The sequence below is a fragment of the Subsaximicrobium wynnwilliamsii genome (genome assembly GCF_007997225.1).
In the GTDB taxonomy this organism is placed as follows: Bacteria; Bacteroidota; Bacteroidia; order Flavobacteriales; family Flavobacteriaceae; genus Psychroserpens; species Psychroserpens wynnwilliamsii.
On sequence record NZ_VORM01000017.1, the window covers coordinates 43,282 to 59,960 of the forward strand.

At 38.9% G+C, this 16,679-nt stretch carries 23 protein-coding genes; 21 read left to right on the top strand and 2 right to left on the bottom strand.

From position 1 onward, the window contains the following. Together ESY88_RS13960 and ESY88_RS13965 are read right to left on the bottom strand one after the other, a co-directional pair. A complete protein-coding gene (locus ESY88_RS13960) occupies positions 1-3,204 on the bottom strand; it encodes a SusC/RagA family TonB-linked outer membrane protein (RefSeq protein WP_147087372.1) in 3,204 nt (1,067 codons plus the stop codon). A 156-nt stretch (positions 3,205-3,360) separates the two neighbouring features. Continuing rightward, the gene (locus ESY88_RS13965; protein WP_223270832.1) at positions 3,361-4,962 is read right to left on the bottom strand and encodes a BamA/TamA family outer membrane protein; all 1,602 of its coding nucleotides are present in this window, start codon (positions 4,960-4,962) and stop codon (positions 3,361-3,363) included. Positions 4,963-5,222: 260 nt separating this feature from the next. Between ESY88_RS13965 and rpsL the strand changes: the two genes are divergently transcribed. The 21 genes from rpsL to rplR all read left to right on the top strand — a co-directional run bounded on the left by rpsL (position 5,223) and on the right by rplR (position 16,676). After that, complete coding sequence (gene rpsL / locus ESY88_RS13970; protein WP_010181934.1) at positions 5,223-5,597, top strand: 30S ribosomal protein S12; 375 nt, start codon at positions 5,223-5,225, stop codon at positions 5,595-5,597. A gap of 79 nt (positions 5,598-5,676) precedes the next feature. Then, positions 5,677-6,153 carry a 30S ribosomal protein S7 gene (rpsG, locus tag ESY88_RS13975; RefSeq protein WP_147087374.1) on the top strand — a complete coding sequence of 159 codons (477 nt, stop codon included), beginning with the start codon at positions 5,677-5,679 and terminating at the stop codon, positions 6,151-6,153. Positions 6,154-6,159: 6 nt separating this feature from the next. After that, a complete protein-coding gene (fusA, locus tag ESY88_RS13980) occupies positions 6,160-8,286 on the top strand; it encodes an elongation factor G (protein ID WP_147087375.1) in 2,127 nt (708 codons plus the stop codon). Between the two features lie 11 nt (positions 8,287-8,297). After that, the gene (gene rpsJ / locus ESY88_RS13985; protein WP_147087376.1) at positions 8,298-8,603 is read left to right on the top strand and encodes a 30S ribosomal protein S10; all 306 of its coding nucleotides are present in this window, start codon (positions 8,298-8,300) and stop codon (positions 8,601-8,603) included. 267 nt (positions 8,604-8,870) lie between these two features. Then, positions 8,871-9,488: a 50S ribosomal protein L3 gene (rplC, locus tag ESY88_RS13990; protein WP_147087377.1), complete on the top strand. Its 618-nt coding sequence runs from the start codon at positions 8,871-8,873 to the stop codon at positions 9,486-9,488. Continuing rightward, on the top strand, positions 9,488-10,117 hold the full coding sequence (gene rplD / locus ESY88_RS13995) for a 50S ribosomal protein L4 (protein ID WP_147087378.1): 630 nt from the start codon (positions 9,488-9,490) through the stop codon (positions 10,115-10,117). Before rplC ends, rplD begins: the two co-directional genes overlap by 1 nt. 6 nt (positions 10,118-10,123) lie before the next feature. Beyond that, a complete protein-coding gene (rplW, locus tag ESY88_RS14000; protein ID WP_147087379.1) occupies positions 10,124-10,414 on the top strand; it encodes a 50S ribosomal protein L23 in 291 nt (96 codons plus the stop codon). Between the two features lie 10 nt (positions 10,415-10,424). Then, positions 10,425-11,252 carry a 50S ribosomal protein L2 gene (rplB, locus tag ESY88_RS14005; protein WP_147087380.1) on the top strand — a complete coding sequence of 276 codons (828 nt, stop codon included), beginning with the start codon at positions 10,425-10,427 and terminating at the stop codon, positions 11,250-11,252. A 10-nt stretch (positions 11,253-11,262) separates the two neighbouring features. Then, positions 11,263-11,541: a 30S ribosomal protein S19 gene (rpsS, locus tag ESY88_RS14010; RefSeq protein WP_147087381.1), complete on the top strand. Its 279-nt coding sequence runs from the start codon at positions 11,263-11,265 to the stop codon at positions 11,539-11,541. Between the two features lie 8 nt (positions 11,542-11,549). After that, the gene (gene rplV, locus ESY88_RS14015) at positions 11,550-11,957 is read left to right on the top strand and encodes a 50S ribosomal protein L22 (protein WP_147087382.1); all 408 of its coding nucleotides are present in this window, start codon (positions 11,550-11,552) and stop codon (positions 11,955-11,957) included. An 8-nt stretch (positions 11,958-11,965) separates the two neighbouring features. Continuing rightward, on the top strand, positions 11,966-12,691 hold the full coding sequence (rpsC, locus tag ESY88_RS14020) for a 30S ribosomal protein S3 (RefSeq protein ID WP_147087383.1): 726 nt from the start codon (positions 11,966-11,968) through the stop codon (positions 12,689-12,691). Positions 12,692-12,708: 17 nt separating this feature from the next. Continuing rightward, complete coding sequence (gene rplP, locus ESY88_RS14025) at positions 12,709-13,128, top strand: 50S ribosomal protein L16 (RefSeq protein WP_147087384.1); 420 nt, start codon at positions 12,709-12,711, stop codon at positions 13,126-13,128. Between the two features lie 11 nt (positions 13,129-13,139). Further along, positions 13,140-13,331 (top strand): 50S ribosomal protein L29, encoded by a 192-nt coding sequence (gene rpmC, locus ESY88_RS14030; RefSeq protein ID WP_147087385.1) that lies wholly within the window; start codon positions 13,140-13,142, stop codon positions 13,329-13,331. An 18-nt stretch (positions 13,332-13,349) separates the two neighbouring features. Then, a complete protein-coding gene (rpsQ, locus tag ESY88_RS14035; RefSeq protein WP_147087386.1) occupies positions 13,350-13,607 on the top strand; it encodes a 30S ribosomal protein S17 in 258 nt (85 codons plus the stop codon). A 2-nt stretch (positions 13,608-13,609) separates the two neighbouring features. Further along, positions 13,610-13,978 carry a 50S ribosomal protein L14 gene (gene rplN, locus ESY88_RS14040; RefSeq protein ID WP_147087387.1) on the top strand — a complete coding sequence of 123 codons (369 nt, stop codon included), beginning with the start codon at positions 13,610-13,612 and terminating at the stop codon, positions 13,976-13,978. 36 nt (positions 13,979-14,014) lie between these two features. After that, positions 14,015-14,326 (top strand): 50S ribosomal protein L24, encoded by a 312-nt coding sequence (gene rplX / locus ESY88_RS14045; protein ID WP_147087388.1) that lies wholly within the window; start codon positions 14,015-14,017, stop codon positions 14,324-14,326. A 2-nt stretch (positions 14,327-14,328) separates the two neighbouring features. Beyond that, the gene (gene rplE / locus ESY88_RS14050) at positions 14,329-14,880 is read left to right on the top strand and encodes a 50S ribosomal protein L5 (RefSeq protein WP_147087389.1); all 552 of its coding nucleotides are present in this window, start codon (positions 14,329-14,331) and stop codon (positions 14,878-14,880) included. Positions 14,881-14,883: 3 nt separating this feature from the next. Then, a complete protein-coding gene (rpsN, locus tag ESY88_RS14055) occupies positions 14,884-15,153 on the top strand; it encodes a 30S ribosomal protein S14 (protein WP_147087390.1) in 270 nt (89 codons plus the stop codon). Between the two features lie 118 nt (positions 15,154-15,271). After that, complete coding sequence (gene rpsH / locus ESY88_RS14060; protein WP_147087391.1) at positions 15,272-15,670, top strand: 30S ribosomal protein S8; 399 nt, start codon at positions 15,272-15,274, stop codon at positions 15,668-15,670. A gap of 18 nt (positions 15,671-15,688) precedes the next feature. Beyond that, positions 15,689-16,231 carry a 50S ribosomal protein L6 gene (gene rplF / locus ESY88_RS14065; RefSeq protein WP_147087392.1) on the top strand — a complete coding sequence of 181 codons (543 nt, stop codon included), beginning with the start codon at positions 15,689-15,691 and terminating at the stop codon, positions 16,229-16,231. A gap of 88 nt (positions 16,232-16,319) precedes the next feature. Next, complete coding sequence (rplR, locus tag ESY88_RS14070) at positions 16,320-16,676, top strand: 50S ribosomal protein L18 (RefSeq protein ID WP_147087393.1); 357 nt, start codon at positions 16,320-16,322, stop codon at positions 16,674-16,676. The last annotated feature ends 3 nt before the right edge of the window (positions 16,677-16,679 follow it).

Below are 16,679 nucleotides of genomic sequence, written 5' to 3' on the forward strand. Positions count from 1 at the left end.
TTATAATTTTATTTCTAAGTTAAGACCATAAGTTCTTGTAGATGGTAATGAACCACCTTCAGATCCTTGGATGTTTCCACTACCAGAGGTTGCAACTTCAGGATCAAAGTTTTCATTGTCCAAGCCCCATACAAAAAGGTTTCTTCCAAAAGCACTAAGTCTAATAGAAGCAACATCTCCTGTCCATTTTTTAGGGAATGTGTAACCAAGAGCAACTTCTCTCAATTTTACGTAATCGGCATCAAATACGTTTAACGCATCTGCACCAAAAAAGTGATCTTGACCCCATCTTTGTGCAGGTACTGCTTGTGTGTTTTCTGCGGTGTTTGTTACAGTGTAAGAGCCATCGTCGTTATAATCAATAGTGCCAGTTACCCCTTCAAGTACCACACCTTCAACACGAATATTGTTGGCAGCAGTGCTCTCTAGAATCCCGGAGTAATGCCCCCAAATGTTGGTAAGTGATCTGTATTTACCACCTTTTTGAACATCGATCAAGAAACTGAAATCAAAGTTTTTGTAACTGATACTGTTTCTAAAACCCATGTTGTAATCAGGAAGGACTGAGCCTAAATTTTGTTGTGTGACGGTTTCTGCATAGAGACCATTTGCTTTTATCACTTTATTTCCATTATCGTCATAAACAAAATCTGTACCTCTAATGATACCGTAAGGTTGACCAACGATTGCATTTAGAGTTACACCGTTGAATGGGAAACGTGCCAATTCAAGTGAGTTAACACCTGGCAATAATTCCAAGAGCTCGTTGTCGTTTTTTGCGAAATTCCAGGTAACGGTCCAGTCAAAATCGTCCGTTCTAATCGGGGTGATATTCACTAAAGCCTCAAAACCTTTATTCTCTAATACACCTGCATTTGCAACTGTTGAAGTATAGCCAGTGGATGGGTCAACCTGCACCGGAGTAATTAAATCCTCAGTACGTTCGTTATAGTAAGTCAAATCCATATTGACCCTATTTTTGAAAAAGCCCATTTCCAAACCAACTTCCCAAGTCTTTTTATTCTCAGGTCTTAAATTTGGATTATTGTTTTGGCTTGGTTGAGTGAAACGAATACCATCAAAAAATGCGGGGTTACTAGCAAACGCATTTCTCAAGTTGTATGGTTCAGTGTCACCACCTACCTCTGCATAACCACCACGTATTTTACCAAAAGTAAACCAGTCTGCCTCAAAAAATTCTGAAAACACAACACTACCAGATAAAGATGGGTAAAAGAAAGAGTTATTTGCCTCTGGTAAAGTTGATGACCAGTCGTTACGACCAGTTACGGTTAAATAGTAAGTGTCGTCAAATCCAAAAGATGCTGATGCAAAAACACTCTCGATTTGTCTTCTAGAATCGAAATCGTTCACGAATGGGTTAGCCACAGAGTTGTTGAGGTTGTAAATACCATCTACAACTAAACCTCCATTGGTGCTGCCGTCTAATGATTGAAAGCTAGACACCCTCTTATTGGTACCAAAAAAGCTATTAATGCTTATTCGGTCATTTGCAATGTCGGTATCGTAGAATAAAATAGCTTCATAGTTAGTCTCCGAAAAATCACGATCTACTTCTGTATAAAGAGATTGTTCTGCAGAACCTTGTGCAGTCCTTGAACTTCTTCTGTCGTCATAAGTATCTGAATATATTTTAGCTGTGACGTAAAGCTCGTCTGTAAAATTATACTTCATGCCCACATCACCAAAATAGCGTGTTCTTTTATCGGTAGTGACATTCTTGTTGATCGTCCAATAAGGGTTGTCAGAATATCTTATGTTAGGATTGTCATACGCAATTCTGTTCCAAGTACGTTGTGTGCCATCTGGCAATTGATATTGTTTCAAGCGTTCCATATCTACGGACGTTTGACCAAACTGAAAAAATTGCTGAATGACACCTGCGCCAGTATACCCTATCGCTGGTCTGTTAAAGCCGTTTGTGACCGTGTAGTTGATACCAGCACTAACTTCAAGTTTTTCTGTGATTTTTGAAGAACCATTGAAATTGAAAGATGTTTTATCTAGCTCAGAATTTGGAACGATTCCTGTTTGCTGCGTATTGTTGATAGACAATCTCATTTGTCCTTTTTCTGTACCACTTGAGAAGGAAACCCCATTATTGACGGATACTCCTGTGTTAAAGAAGTCCTCACGATCGTTTTTAGGATAAACCCATGCACGTGGTTGTAAAAATTCATTAGGAAATTCTGGATCGAATGCATCCCAGTGCAACACTGAACGCGTAGGATCATAACGTGGACCCCAAGATTCATCTGTTGCGTAATCTACAATGTCAAAAGGTTGCCCATTGATGTTTACAGAGTTGAAATCGCTTTGCTCAAAAGTACTTGCGATTCCACCACCACCACCATAAAGCTTTTGAACTTGTGGGACGACGTTGATGGTTTCAAAACTAACACCAGAGTTTAAGACGATTTCGCCTTTTCCTTTTTTACCAGTCTTCGTAGTAATAATGATTACACCATTACTCGCTCTGTTTCCATAAAGAGCAGCCGCAGGGCCACCTTTTAAAACGTTCATCGACGCTATGTCATCTGGGTTGATGTCAAAACCGGTATCACCAAAATCGGTACCACCACCACCAGTTTGTGCGCTGTTTGAATTATAGTTACTGTTATCCAATGGGATACCATCCACTACAATTAAGGGTCTGTTGTTCTGGGTAATAGAACCAATACCTCTAATAAGGATTCGCGTAGAACCTCCCAAGTTACCAGACGGCGTGCTAATTTGAACCCCCGCAACCCTACCACTAAGTGCATTAAGCGCTGTAGCATTTCTGGTTTCTGTGAGTTCTTCCCCAGCAATTTGCTGTGTTGAATATCCAAGAGATTTTTTCTCTCTACTTATACCCAAAGCGGTAACTACCACTTCGTCTAAGGTGTTATCCAATGCCAAACTTGCATTGATGACATTACTCGCTCCAACGGTGATTGATTTGGTAGAATAGCCCACATAACGAAACTCAAGAACCTCGCCTTGACTCGCGTTAATAGCGTAGTTACCATCAAAATCTGTTGATGCTCCTGTTGTCGTTCCTTGAATCACGACCGTCGCTCCTGGGAGCGGCATGCCATTTTCATCAGTAACCTTTCCAGTTACTGAAACTTCTTGTGCAAAACTTATTTGCACTACAAACACTAATAATAGTGTTAGAATTCCACTAAACTTTGTTTTCATATTTTATTTAATTTGAATTAGCCTTGGCCAAATATCACAATAATATGTTAAGCATACAATAATAGGGTCTTAAAATTTCAGAATATAATGTTTGGACACCCTTTAAATGCTAAATAATGGCGCAGCAATTTTTTCAATGCGATCATTTAGATAATGTTAGAACAATGCCGTTAAACTCAAGTGTATTTTAGAATTTGTGAGACTGAAGCTCTGGTTTTCTGTTTTTCCACTGCTGTAATTGAATTTAAACAGTCCGGCTTTAGTTAGTAGGCCAAAACCAAAGCCAAATCCAAACAGTTTTCCTTTTTGGTCAATCAATTGATTTTCGAAATAGGCAGCGTCAACGACCGAGTGTACATATAGCGTGCTGTTTAATCGATATCGGTACTCTGTATTCAAAACAGCATAGAGATTGGCCAACAAGCTATTTTCCTCAAAACCTCTTATGGAGTTGATGCCGCCAAACCTAAACAATTCATTTTCTAGAAAAGTGTTGGATGTAAAGTACTCACTTGTGAGCCTAGAGAAGAAACTGTTGGTCGCGTTGAAGTCGAAGATTTTATAGGTCTCCAGGGCAAAATGATTTTGGGCGTCTCTGTTTTGATCAAATATCCTGCTTCCTGTGCCTGCTGTAAAATCAAATAGTGCATCTATGGGAAATAGTGGGTCTTTTTGGCGTTGCTGTGTATACTGGTAATTTGCAAAGTAACTATTGCTCCTGTAATCATTGATTATGCTTGTGTTTAGGTCTAACAAATCGGTAGAATTAATAGCTTTTACCCCAAGGGAAACAGAGTTTTTAGGATCAAACTGGTAATTTATTCTTGCAGATTGCTCTACTGTGACAAATGTTGAATCTCTTTTGAATATATTGAGCTTTACGGTTGCACCTAAGGGAGAGCCAAATAAAAAAGGCATTTGTAAACTAAGGTCAAATGTTTTTTGTTCGATCTCGTCGCTTTTATAGAGTAACTTTAAGGATTCGCCATAATTCAAATTGTTGGTTAAATTAAGTCTCAAATAGCCATCAAATTCTATTTTATTGGTGTTTTCATTGGTTCCAAAGCCTAAGAAGCCATCAAAGGTGTTGCTCTTGTTTTTTTCTATATACATGTAGAGCAGTGTTGAATCTTGGGTGAATAGAACTTCAGGGTCTCTAATGACGTTTGCAAACATGAGGTTGTTGAGCGAGGCCGATTTCAATTTGATTTTTTTGAGATTAAAATCCTGCCCAGTCTTTAATTTCAAGAAGTGTTTCAAATACGACTCCGGAAATTTCTCGTATCCCTTCACAATGATATTATCTATGGTCCTGGCTGAAGTGTTTGATGCGGTTAGTCTAGCACTTAGGGTAAAGTCATCGTTCTTATTGATTTGTTCTAATGTAAGGGTCAAAAACGGGCTGCCTTCATTCGCGATTTCGGCATTGATAAGCTGTAGTGTTAGCTCCAGTTCTTCTATGGGTACTGTAAAATGATCGTTTTCAACTTTAGTGTCGATCATTTTAAAGATTGATCGAGGCACCAATTCCTTATTGTATATGCGTACCTGGGAAAAACGTTTCTTTAAGCTGAATTGTGCCAGGTACAAACTGTCATTCTCCTTAAAATAGGATAGCAGCTTTTGATCGATGTACCCTATGGTTTCTATTTTTTTGCTGAAATTCGCCAGCTCTAACTTCAAAGACTGCAAATCCTCAAACCTAGAGGCATAACCTAAAGAGTCGATAGTTTTGGTTTCGGCTTCAGTTTTACCCAAAATGCTCAATTTTAAATTCTGGGCGAGGGCTTGTTCCGCCGAAAAATGGAAAATGAGTATTGAGAAATATAAAAGTGTTCGTTTGGTCATGAATCGAATAATGCTCCAAATCTAACGGAAAAGTGAAACTAAAAATATGTGCTCGGGATTTTTTTTCATAAAGTTCTAAAAATTAATCTCATTACGTTTGAAAAATTAATATTTATTTCTACCTTTGCAGCCCTCTAAAGTGAGGGTTTAATAAATTTATATAGAAATATATGCCAACAATTTCACAATTAGTACGAAAAGGAAGAGCCAAAATAACCAAGAAGAGTAAATCGGCTGCTTTAGATTCGTGTCCTCAAAGACGTGGTGTATGTACTCGTGTTTATACAACGACGCCAAAGAAACCTAACTCAGCAATGCGTAAGGTGGCAAGGGTTCGTTTAACAAACGGTAAAGAGGTGAATGCATACATTGGTGGAGAGGGTCACAATCTACAAGAGCACTCGATAGTATTGGTTAGAGGTGGAAGGGTAAAAGATTTGCCAGGAGTTAGATATCACATTGTTCGTGGTGCCTTAGATACAGCAGGTGTCGCAGGTAGAACACAACGTAGATCTAAGTACGGTGCAAAACGCCCTAAAAAGTAAAACAAGTTAAGAGTTGCAAGTTTGAGCGCATAACGCCTCAACAACTAACAACTAACAACTAAACACTTAAGAAGAAGACATGAGAAAAAGAGCAGCAAAAAAGAGACCGCTTTTACCAGATCCACGATTTAACGATCAGTTAGTGACACGTTTTGTGAACATGATGATGTGGGACGGTAAGAAATCCGTTGCGTTTAAAGTATTTTACGATGCAATTGACATTGTGGAATCCAAAAAAACCGATGAAGAGAAAACGGCGCTGGAAGTTTGGAAAGATGCCCTGTCTAACGTTATGCCTCACGTAGAAGTACGTAGTCGTAGAGTTGGTGGAGCAACGTTTCAAATCCCAATGCAGATTCGTCCAGACCGTAAAGTATCTACAGCCATGAAATGGTTGATTAGTTACTCAAGAAAAAGAAATGAAAAATCAATGCCCCAAAAATTGGCGGCCGAGATTATTGCAGCAGCTAAAGAAGAAGGCGCAGCTGTTAAGAAGCGAGTGGATACTCACCGAATGGCGGAAGCAAACAAAGCATTCTCACACTTTAGATTTTAATAAGAAATGGCAAGAGATTTAAAACTTACTAGAAATATTGGGATTGCAGCTCACATTGATGCTGGTAAAACCACTACAACAGAACGTATCTTATTTTATACCGGTGTATCACATAAAATAGGTGAGGTGCATGATGGTGCTTCTACGATGGACTGGATGGAGCAAGAGGCAGAAAGAGGTATTACAATTACTTCGGCTGCAACTACTTGTGACTGGACGTTTCCTAAAGAAAACGGAGAGCCAACAGCAGAAGCAAAAGATTATCACTTTAATATTATTGACACACCTGGTCACGTTGATTTTACGGTAGAAGTAAACCGTTCGCTTCGTGTGCTTGATGGGTTGGTATTCTTGTTTAGTGCAGTTGATGGCGTTGAGCCTCAATCTGAAACTAACTGGAGACTAGCAGATAATTACAAGGTGCCAAGAATTGGTTTCGTCAACAAAATGGATCGTCAAGGATCTAACTTTTTGGACGTTTGCCAACAGGTAAAAGATATGTTGAAGTCTAATGCAGTGCCAATTGTACTTAACATTGGTGAGGAAGAAGACTTCAGAGGTATCGTAGATTTAGTTAAGAATAGAGCTGTGGTTTGGCATGATGAGAATTTTGGTGCAACTTTCGACGTAGTTGATATACCAGAATCCATGAAAGAGGAAGTACGTAAGTACAGAGCACTTTTAATTGAAGAAGTTGCGAGTTACGACGAAAACCTGTTAGAGAAATTCATGGAAGATGAAAACTCTATTACAGAAGACGAAGTACACGCCGCTTTAAGAGCTGCTGTTATGGACATGGCAATCATTCCAATGGTTTGTGGTTCTTCATTCAAAAATAAAGGTGTTCAGTTTTTATTGGATGCTGTTTGTAGATATTTGCCTTCTCCAATGGATAGAGAAAGCGTTATTGGTGTGAACCCAGATACAGATAAAGAAGAAAGACGTAAGCCTAGCGTTCACGAACCTTTCGCTGCATTAGCATTTAAAATTGCAACCGATCCTTTTGTTGGTCGTCTGGCATTTTTCAGGGTTTATTCTGGTAGATTGGATGCAGGTTCTTACATCTTGAACAACCGTTCAGGTAAAAAGGAACGTATCTCACGTATCTACCAAATGCACTCTAATAAACAAATTGCACTTGATTTTATCGAGGCAGGTGATATTGGAGCAGCAGTAGGGTTTAAGGATATCAAGACGGGTGATACTATGTCTGACGAGAAACATCCAATTGTTTTGGAATCCATGGACTTTCCAGATCCAGTAATTGGTATAGCGGTTGAGCCTAAAACTAAGGCTGATGTTGATAAATTAGGTATGGCTTTGTCTAAATTGGCCGAAGAAGATCCAACATTTACAGCAAGAACTGACGAATCTTCAGGACAGACGATTATATCTGGAATGGGAGAGCTTCACTTAGATATCATCGTTGATCGTTTACGTCGCGAGTTTAAAGTTGAAGTAAATCAAGGTCAACCACAAGTCGAGTACAAAGAGGCTATTACAAGAGCTGCAGATCACAGAGAGGTTTACAAAAAACAATCTGGTGGTCGTGGTAAGTTTGCCGATATTGTCTTTACGATTGAGCCAGCTGATGAAGGTGTAACCGGACTTCAGTTTGTGTCTGCAATAAAAGGTGGTAACGTTCCTAAAGAATTTATACCTTCCATTGAAAAAGGATTTAAAATGGCGATGGTCAATGGACCGTTGGCAGGATACGAGGTGGATTCTATGAAAGTGACATTGAAAGATGGATCTTATCATGATGTGGATTCTGATCAATTATCGTTCGAATTGGCTGCAAAGCTTGGATTTAAAAATTCAGCAAAAGCTGCTAAGGCTGTAATTATGGAGCCTATTATGAAAATCGAAGTTATCACGCCAGAAGAAAACATGGGTGATATCGTAGGTGATTTGAATAGAAGAAGAGGTCAAATGACGAGTATGGGAGATAGAGCAGGTGCAAAAACTGTAAAGGCTACTGTCCCATTATCAGAGATGTTCGGGTATGTAACCACGTTGAGAACCTTGTCTTCTGGTCGTGCAACATCAACAATGGAATTTTCACACTATGCTGAGACACCTTCTAATATTTCAGAAGAAGTTATCAAAGCAGCTAAAGGCATAGAAGCTTAAAACTAAAGAAAATGAGTCAAAAAATTAGAATAAAATTAAAGTCTTACGATCACAGTTTAGTTGATAAGTCTGCTGAAAAGATTGTAAAAACAGTAAAAAGTACAGGTGCAGTGGTTACGGGGCCAATCCCGTTGCCAACGCATAAGAGAATATTCACTGTATTGCGCTCGCCTCACGTTAACAAGAAATCGAGAGAGCAGTTTCAATTAAGTTCTTACAAGCGCTTATTGGATATCTACTCCTCCTCTTCCAAAACGATTGACGCTCTAATGAAATTAGAGTTGCCAAGTGGTGTGGAAGTAGAGATCAAAGTGTAGTTACGCGATTCATCGCGTATCAAACGATGTACCGCGTTTCATTTTATGCATATTATGCATAAGTGCATTATGGTAAATCACAAACATGTCCCGAGCTGCGTGCAAAGGAAAAACGGTAAAAATACAATTCAAGGTCGAATGTATTTTCGGCCTTGAGTGTTTTAAAATCGTAGGGTCAAGTCGCGACTTGATTGTACAATTTTAAATTGAATTTTAATATTAATAAGTAATGGCAAGTCGCGAATTGTCTGTAAATAAATAATAATTATGTCTGGGTTAATAGGAAAAAAGATCGGCATGACTAGTATTTTCGATGAAAATGGAAAAAACATTCCATGTACAGTAATCGAAGCTGGACCATGTGTCGTTACCCAAGTCAGAACCGAAGAGGTCGACGGGTACAGTGCCCTTCAGCTTGGTTTCGATGACAAGACAGAGAAAAGTGCTACAAAAGCTGAACTTGGCCACGCCAAGAAAGCCGGTGCTTCTGTTAAGAGAAAAGTCGTCGAATTTCAAGGATTTGAAGGAGAGTTTAAATTGGGGGATGCCATTACAGTGGATCACTTTATTGAAGGTGAATTCGTTGATATCGCTGGTACTTCCAAAGGTAAAGGTTTCCAAGGTGTTGTAAAACGTCATGGATTTGGTGGAGTTGGACAAGCAACGCATGGCCAACACAACCGTTTAAGGGCTCCAGGTTCCATTGGTGCTGCGTCATATCCTGCGAGAGTATTCAAGGGAATGAAAATGGCAGGACGTATGGGTGGCGAGAGAGTCAATGTAGAAAATTTAAGAGTTTATAAAGTGGTGCCTGAGAAGAATCTACTAGTTGTTAAGGGATGCGTCCCAGGACACAATAACTCTTATGTAATTATTCAGAAGTAATGAAAATAGCAGTTTTAGATATCAACGGAAAAGACACAGGTAGACAAGCAGAGCTGTCTAAAGATGTGTTCGCTATTGAGCCTAATAACCATGCGGTCTACTTAGATGTTAAGCAATATTTGGCTAACCAACGTCAAGGTACCCACAAGGCTAAAGAAAGAGCTGAGATTTCTGGAAGTACACGTAAGATCAAGAAACAAAAAGGTACTGGTACTGCGAGAGCAGGTAGTATTAAATCTGGTGTATTTAAAGGTGGTGGACGTATGTTCGGCCCTAGACCAAGAAACTACAGTTTCAAATTGAACAAGAACCTCAAACGATTGGCACGTAAATCGGCGCTATCGATGAAGGCGAATGATAAGGCAATCGTAGTGATTGAAGACCTAAATTTTGATGCGCCAAAGACCAAAAATTTCACGGCAATTTTGAAAGCGCTTGATATTCAAGACAAAAAATCGTTGTTTGTGTTGGGAGCGTCAAATAATAATGTATATTTGTCAGCACGTAATTTTAAGGGCTCTGAAGTCATAATGAACTCAGAATTAAGCACTTATAAAATATTAAATGCTAATAAAATAATCCTTTTGGAGGGTTCTTTAGAAGGAATTGAATCGAATTTAAGTAAATAGAAGACCATGAGTATCTTAATTAAACCTATAATCACTGAAAAAGCGACAACTAAGAGTGAGTTGAACAACTGCTTTACGTTTCAAGTGAATACCAAGGCGAACAAGGTGGAAATCAAAAAAGCTGTTGAAGCAGCTTATGGTGTTTCTGTTGAAAAAGTTCGTACTATAAATGTCCGTCCAGATCGCAGTACCAAGTTTACAAAAACTGGTGTTCAGCATGGTAAAACAAACGCTGTTAAGAAAGCAATTGTACAACTGGCGGAAGGGGAAGAGATTGATTTGTACGCTAATATGTAATTAGAAGAAAATGTCAGTAAGAAAATTAAAACCAATCACATCAGCACAGCGTTTTAGAGTAGTAAATGGATTTGACGCCATAACTACTGATAAGCCGGAAAAGAGCTTGCTCGTTCCGAATAAAAGGTCTGGTGGTAGAAACAGTCAAGGAAAGATGACCATACGCCAAGTAGGTGGAGGTCACAAAAGAAGGTATCGTATAATCGATTTCAAACGAAACAAAGCGGGAATCCCTGCCGAAGTAAAGTCTATCGAGTACGACCCAAACAGAACAGCATTTATTGCATTGCTCAACTATCAAGACGGTGAGAAGCGTTATATTATCGCTCAAAACGGCTTGCAAGTTGGACAGACAGTATTGTCTGATAGAACAGGTGTCGCTCCAGAGATTGGAAATGCAATGCCTTTGAGTCAAGTCCCTTTTGGATCGATCATTTCTTGTATAGAATTGCGTCCAGGTCAAGGAGCGGTCATGGCAAGAAGTGCAGGCGCTTTCGCTCAGTTAATGGCTAGAGACGGCAAATTTGCCTCTATTAAATTGCCATCTGGTGAAACGAGATTGATACTTGCAGAATGTATGGCAACTATTGGTGTGGTCTCCAATTCTGATCATCAATTAACGGTTTCAGGTAAAGCTGGACGTTCAAGATGGTTGGGTAGAAGACCAAGAGTTAGACCGGTAGTCATGAACCCAGTAGATCACCCAATGGGTGGTGGTGAAGGTAAATCTTCAGGGGGTCATCCAAGATCTAGGAATGGTGTTCCAGCCAAAGGTTATAGAACACGTTCTAAAACCAAAGCGAGTAATAAATATATTGTAGAACGTAGAAAGAAATAACTGAAATAATATGGCACGTTCATTAAAGAAAGGACCTTTCATTCATTATAAATTAGACAAAAAAGTTGCTGAGAATGTAGCTTCAAACAAAAAAACGGTAATCAAAACGTGGTCTAGAGCCTCAATGATTTCCCCAGATTTTGTTGGACAAACAATCGCAGTTCACAATGGTCGTCAATTTGTACCAGTGTACGTCACTGAGAACATGGTAGGTCACAAGTTAGGAGAATTCTCACCAACCAGATCTTTTAGAGGTCATACCGGTGCGAAAAATAAAGGTAAAAAATAAGAAGCGCTATGGGAAGTCGTAAAAAACAAATGGCAGACGCTATTAAGGAAGAAAGAAAGCATATCGCTTTCGCTAAGCTTAATAATTGTCCTACCTCACCAAGAAAAATGCGCTTGGTTGCAGATCTAGTGAGAGGAAAAGAAGCTGAAAAGGCACTTCAAATCTTGAGATTCAGTTCTAAAGAAGCATCTCGCCGATTAGAGAAATTGGTCTTATCGGGAATTGCAAACTGGCAAGCAAAAAATGAAGACGCTTCTATAGAAGATGCAGATTTGTTTATACAAGAGATTCGAGTGGACGGTGGAGCAATGTTGAAAAGATTGCGTCCAGCACCTCAAGGTCGTGCACACAGAATAAGAAAACGTTCAAATCACGTTACAGTGGTGATTGGAGCTAAAAATAATACACAAGCTTAAGTAGAGATATGGGACAAAAGACAAATCCAATCGGAAATCGTTTAGGAATTATCAGAGGATGGGAATCCAATTGGTATGGTGGAAATGATTATGGTGACAAACTAGCTGAAGACGATAAAATCAGAAAGTACATCCATGCTCGTTTATTTAAAGCAAGTGTATCTAGAGTAATTATTGAGCGTACGCTTAAACTTGTAACCGTTACTATCACTACTGCTAGACCTGGTATCATTATCGGTAAAGGTGGCCAAGAGGTAGACAAGTTGAAAGAAGAGCTTAAGAAAATTACTGATAAGGAAGTTCAGTTAAATATCTTTGAAATCAAAAGACCTGAGCTTGACGCATTCTTGGTAGGATCTAGCGTTGCCCGTCAAATTGAGAATCGTATCTCTTATAGACGCGCAATCAAGATGGCTATTGCAGCAGCAATGCGAATGAATGCTGAAGGAATCAAAATTCAAATTAGTGGTCGTTTAAATGGTGCTGAAATGGCGCGTAATGAGCATTACAAAGAAGGTAGAATTCCGTTATCTACATTTAGAGCAGACATTGACTATGCTTTAGTTGAAGCACACACTACTTATGGTAGATTGGGTGTGAAAGTATGGATCATGAAAGGTGAAGTGTATGGTAAAAGAGATCTTTCTCCTTTAGTTGGCCTGTCTAAAAAACAAGGCGGCAAAACTGCAGGAGGAGGTCGTGGTGGGAACACTAAGCCCCGTCGCAGAAAGTAATTTAAAGACAAACAAAAATGTTACAACCTAAAAGAACAAAATTTCGTAAGGTCCAGAAAGGACGTATGAAAGGAAATGCCGGAAGAGGTCACAGACTATCCTATGGTATGTTTGGTATAAAATCGATGGATACAAACTTCCTAACCTCGCGCCAAATTGAGGCAGCACGTATCGCGGCAACGCGTTACATGAAGAGGGAAGGCCAATTGTGGATCAAGGTGTTCCCAGATAAACCAATTACCAAAAAACCATTAGAAGTACGTATGGGTAAAGGTAAAGGTGCTGTTGAATATTGGGTGGCAGTTGTGAAACCGGGTAGAATTTTATTCGAAATTGGTGGCGTGCCACTTGAAGTTGCAAAAGAGGCGTTACGCTTGGCAGCTCAAAAGTTACCAGTCAAAACTAAGTTTTTAATAGCTCGAGATTACGAGGCTTAATTTAAAGAATTATGAAGCAAGCAGAAATTAAAAAGCTATCGGTAGCTGATTTGAATGACAAACTCGGCGAAACCAAAAAAAGTTATGCAGACCTTAAAATGGCACATGCAGTATCCCCTTTAGAGAATCCAATTCAGTTACGCAACGTAAGACGTACGGTAGCAAGAATTGCAACGGAATTAACTAAAAGAGAAGTACAATAATTGTATTCTGGCTGAAAGATGGAAAAAAGAAATTTAAGAAAAGAGCGCATAGGAGTTGTTACTAGTAACAAAATGATGAAATCAATCGTTGTTGCCGAAGTAAAAAAGGTAAAACACCCTATGTACGGAAAATTCGTTTTGAAAACAAAGAAATATGTTGCTCATGACGAAACAAACGACTGCAACATTGGTGACACTGTTAAGATCATGGAGACACGACCTATGAGTAAATCCAAATGTTGGAGATTAGTAGAAATAATTGAAAGAGCTAAGTAATTATGGTACAACAGGAATCAAGATTAAAGGTAGCTGATAACACTGGAGCAAAAGAGGTTTTGACCATTCGTGTTCTAGGTGGGACAAATAGAAGATATGCTTCTATAGGTGATAAGATTGTAGTATCTGTTAAGGATGCAACACCAAACGGAAACATCAAGAAAGGAGCGGTTTCTACAGCAGTAGTTGTGCGCACTAGGAAGGAAGTAAGACGTCCAGATGGGTCTTATATAAGATTTGATGACAATGCTTGCGTGCTTTTAAACCCAACGGGTGAAATGAGAGGTACACGTGTTTTTGGCCCAGTAGCTAGAGAACTTCGTGATAAGCAATTCATGAAAATTGTATCATTAGCACCTGAAGTGCTGTAACAATAGAGCGGGCTCCATTGTAAATAAATGACAAAAATGACAAAGTTTAAAATTAAATCGGGAGATATCGTTAAAATTATAGCCGGAGATCACAAAGGATCTGAAGGTAAGATTATCAAGATATTGAAAGATAAGAACAAAGCCATCGTAGAAGGCGTGAATATGGTTAAGAAACATACTAAACCAACAGCACAAAGCCCTCAAGGTGGAATCGTAGAAAAGGAAGCTGCTTTGCATATATCCAATCTATCCTTGTTGACCGCTAAGGGAGAAACTACCCGTGTAGGTTACAAAATGGAAGGCGATAAGAAAGTAAGATATTCTAAAAAATCAAATGAAGTAATATAGTTATGGCTTATACTCCTAGATTAAAAAAAGAGTACCAGGACAAAGTTGTCACTGCTCTTACAGAAGAGTTCGGATATAAAAACGTAATGGAAGTTCCTAAACTTAAAAAGATCGTGTTATCTAAAGGAGTTGGAGCTGCAGTTGCCGATAAAAAGTTAATTGATCATGCTATTGATGAATTAACCGCCATCACTGGTCAAAAAGCGGTAGCTACCTTGTCTAAAAAGGATGTTGCATCTTTCAAGTTGCGAAAAGGAATGCCAATTGGTGTTAGAGTGACCTTGAGAGGAGAGCAAATGTATGAGTTTTTGGACCGTTTGATTACTTCGGCATTACCACGAGTAAGAGACTTTACAGGAATCAAGGCCACTGGTTTTGATGGTAGAGGAAATTACAACTTAGGTGTTGTTGAGCAAATTATCTTTCCTGAAATGAATATTGACAAGATCAATAAGATTTCCGGTATGGATATTACGTTTGTAACTTCAGCAGCTACAGACAAAGAGGCAAAATCGTTATTAACTGAAATGGGTCTTCCGTTTCAAAAGAACTAGAATATGGCTAAAGAATCAATGAAAGCCCGTGAGGTTAAGAGAGAAAAGACAGTAGCTAAATATGCCGAAAAACGCAAAGCTTTGAAAGAAGCTGGCGATTACGAAGGCTTACAAAAGTTACCTAAAGATGCTTCTCCTGTTCGTTTGCACAACAGATGCAAAATAACAGGAAGACCTAGAGGGTATATGAGAACTTTCGGACTTTCGCGTGTAATGTTTCGTGAAATGGCAAATCAAGGTTTGATCCCAGGTGTGAGAAAAGCATCTTGGTAAACCCGCGATTTTTCGCGAGTTAATATGTGATTGTTCACATATCAAAAAAAGTATAAACTGGTCTTAGGTTCGGTCTCGACGGTTCGAGATGGAAAACCATTACCGCAATTTAATATAAATGAATACAGATCCAATTGCTGATTACTTAACAAGAATCAGAAACGCAGTGAAGGCCAACCACAGAGTGGTAGAGATTCCTGCATCCAATTTAAAAAAAGAAATAACCAAAATTTTATTCGATCAGGGATATATTTTGAGTTACAAATTTGTTGATTCCACTGCACAGGGCTCCATAAAGATCGCCTTAAAGTACAACAAAGACACCAAAGAATCTGTCATTAAAAAGATTCAAAGAATAAGTAAGCCAGGTTTACGTAAGTATGCAGGCTCTAACGAAATGCCACGAATTCTTAACGGTCTTGGTATTGCAATCGTTTCTACATCTCATGGTGTCATTACCGGTAAGCAAGCTCAGAGAGATAATTTAGGTGGTGAGGTCATTTGCTACGTTTACTAATCATAAAGAAGAAAGAACATGTCAAGAATAGGTAATAACCCAGTAGCGATTCCAGAAGGAGTTACGGTTGATATAAAAGAAAACAACATTACAGTTAAAGGGAAATTGGGCGAATTGACGCAAGATTTCGATACTGTGACTATAAAAGTTGAAGACGGTAACATCTTAGTGAGACGCGCAGGGGATAGTAAAGAAGATAAATCCAAGCACGGTTTGTATAGATCGTTGATGGAAAATATGATTGAAGGTGTATCAAACGGCTGGACTAAGCAGTTAGAATTGGTAGGTGTTGGTTATAGAGCATCCTGTCAAGGTCAAAAGTTAGACATGGCCTTAGGTTTTTCACACAACATCGTTCTCAATGTAGCTCCAGAAGTGAAAGTGGAGACCATTTCAGAAAAAGGTAAGAATCCGGTTATAAAACTAACCTCTCACGATAAACAATTGGTAGGCCAAGTAGCTGCGAAGATTCGCGGTTTTAGAAGACCAGAACCTTACAAAGGAAAAGGTATCAAGTTTGTTGGTGAAATATTAAGAAGAAAAGCAGGTAAATCTGCATAAATGAATTTACGATGTTAGATTTAAGAGTTACGAAACAAACACAGTAAATCATAAATCATAAATCGTTAATCATAAATCGTAAATCAAAATGGCATTAACAAAGAACGAAAAAAGACTAAGAATTAAAAGCAGAATTCGCAAGGTAGTTTCTGGTACAGAAGCAAGACCACGACTGGCTGTTTTTAGAAGCAATAAAGAAATTTATGCTCAAGTTGTAGATGACGTCACAGGTGTAACCTTGGCTGCGGCATCTTCAAGAGATAAAGATATTGCTTCAGATAAAGGAAATAAAACTGATAAAGCTACATTGGTTGGTAAAGCTGTTGCTGAAAGAGCAATTAAAGCGGGCGTCAACACCATTTCTTTTGATAGAGGCGGATATCAGTATCACGGTAGAGTAAAATCATTAGCTGAAGGAGCTAGAGAAGGAGGACTTAAATTCTAAGAC

What these genes read in the sequence shown, in the direction of transcription:
- fusA (WP_147087375.1), top strand. Translation starts at nt 6,160, where the DNA reads ATGGCAAGAGATTTAAAACTTACTAGAAATATTGGGATTGCAGCTCAC.
- rplX (WP_147087388.1), top strand. Translation starts at nt 14,015, where the DNA reads ATGACAAAGTTTAAAATTAAATCGGGAGATATCGTTAAAATTATAGCC.
- rpmC (WP_147087385.1), top strand. Translation starts at nt 13,140, where the DNA reads ATGAAGCAAGCAGAAATTAAAAAGCTATCGGTAGCTGATTTGAATGAC.
- rpsQ (WP_147087386.1), top strand. Translation starts at nt 13,350, where the DNA reads ATGGAAAAAAGAAATTTAAGAAAAGAGCGCATAGGAGTTGTTACTAGT.
- rpsS (WP_147087381.1), top strand. Translation starts at nt 11,263, where the DNA reads ATGGCACGTTCATTAAAGAAAGGACCTTTCATTCATTATAAATTAGAC.
- rpsG (WP_147087374.1), top strand. Translation starts at nt 5,677, where the DNA reads ATGAGAAAAAGAGCAGCAAAAAAGAGACCGCTTTTACCAGATCCACGA.
- rpsN (WP_147087390.1), top strand. Translation starts at nt 14,884, where the DNA reads ATGGCTAAAGAATCAATGAAAGCCCGTGAGGTTAAGAGAGAAAAGACA.
- rplD (WP_147087378.1), top strand. Translation starts at nt 9,488, where the DNA reads ATGAAAATAGCAGTTTTAGATATCAACGGAAAAGACACAGGTAGACAA.
- rpsH (WP_147087391.1), top strand. Translation starts at nt 15,272, where the DNA reads ATGAATACAGATCCAATTGCTGATTACTTAACAAGAATCAGAAACGCA.
- rplE (WP_147087389.1), top strand. Translation starts at nt 14,329, where the DNA reads ATGGCTTATACTCCTAGATTAAAAAAAGAGTACCAGGACAAAGTTGTC.
- rplC (WP_147087377.1), top strand. Translation starts at nt 8,871, where the DNA reads ATGTCTGGGTTAATAGGAAAAAAGATCGGCATGACTAGTATTTTCGAT.
- rpsJ (WP_147087376.1), top strand. Translation starts at nt 8,298, where the DNA reads ATGAGTCAAAAAATTAGAATAAAATTAAAGTCTTACGATCACAGTTTA.
- rplR (WP_147087393.1), top strand. Translation starts at nt 16,320, where the DNA reads ATGGCATTAACAAAGAACGAAAAAAGACTAAGAATTAAAAGCAGAATT.
- rplF (WP_147087392.1), top strand. Translation starts at nt 15,689, where the DNA reads ATGTCAAGAATAGGTAATAACCCAGTAGCGATTCCAGAAGGAGTTACG.
- rpsC (WP_147087383.1), top strand. Translation starts at nt 11,966, where the DNA reads ATGGGACAAAAGACAAATCCAATCGGAAATCGTTTAGGAATTATCAGA.
- rplN (WP_147087387.1), top strand. Translation starts at nt 13,610, where the DNA reads ATGGTACAACAGGAATCAAGATTAAAGGTAGCTGATAACACTGGAGCA.
- ESY88_RS13960 (WP_147087372.1), bottom strand. Translation starts at nt 3,204, where the DNA reads ATGAAAACAAAGTTTAGTGGAATTCTAACACTATTATTAGTGTTTGTA.
- rplP (WP_147087384.1), top strand. Translation starts at nt 12,709, where the DNA reads ATGTTACAACCTAAAAGAACAAAATTTCGTAAGGTCCAGAAAGGACGT.
- rplV (WP_147087382.1), top strand. Translation starts at nt 11,550, where the DNA reads ATGGGAAGTCGTAAAAAACAAATGGCAGACGCTATTAAGGAAGAAAGA.
- rpsL (WP_010181934.1), top strand. Translation starts at nt 5,223, where the DNA reads ATGCCAACAATTTCACAATTAGTACGAAAAGGAAGAGCCAAAATAACC.
- rplB (WP_147087380.1), top strand. Translation starts at nt 10,425, where the DNA reads ATGTCAGTAAGAAAATTAAAACCAATCACATCAGCACAGCGTTTTAGA.
- rplW (WP_147087379.1), top strand. Translation starts at nt 10,124, where the DNA reads ATGAGTATCTTAATTAAACCTATAATCACTGAAAAAGCGACAACTAAG.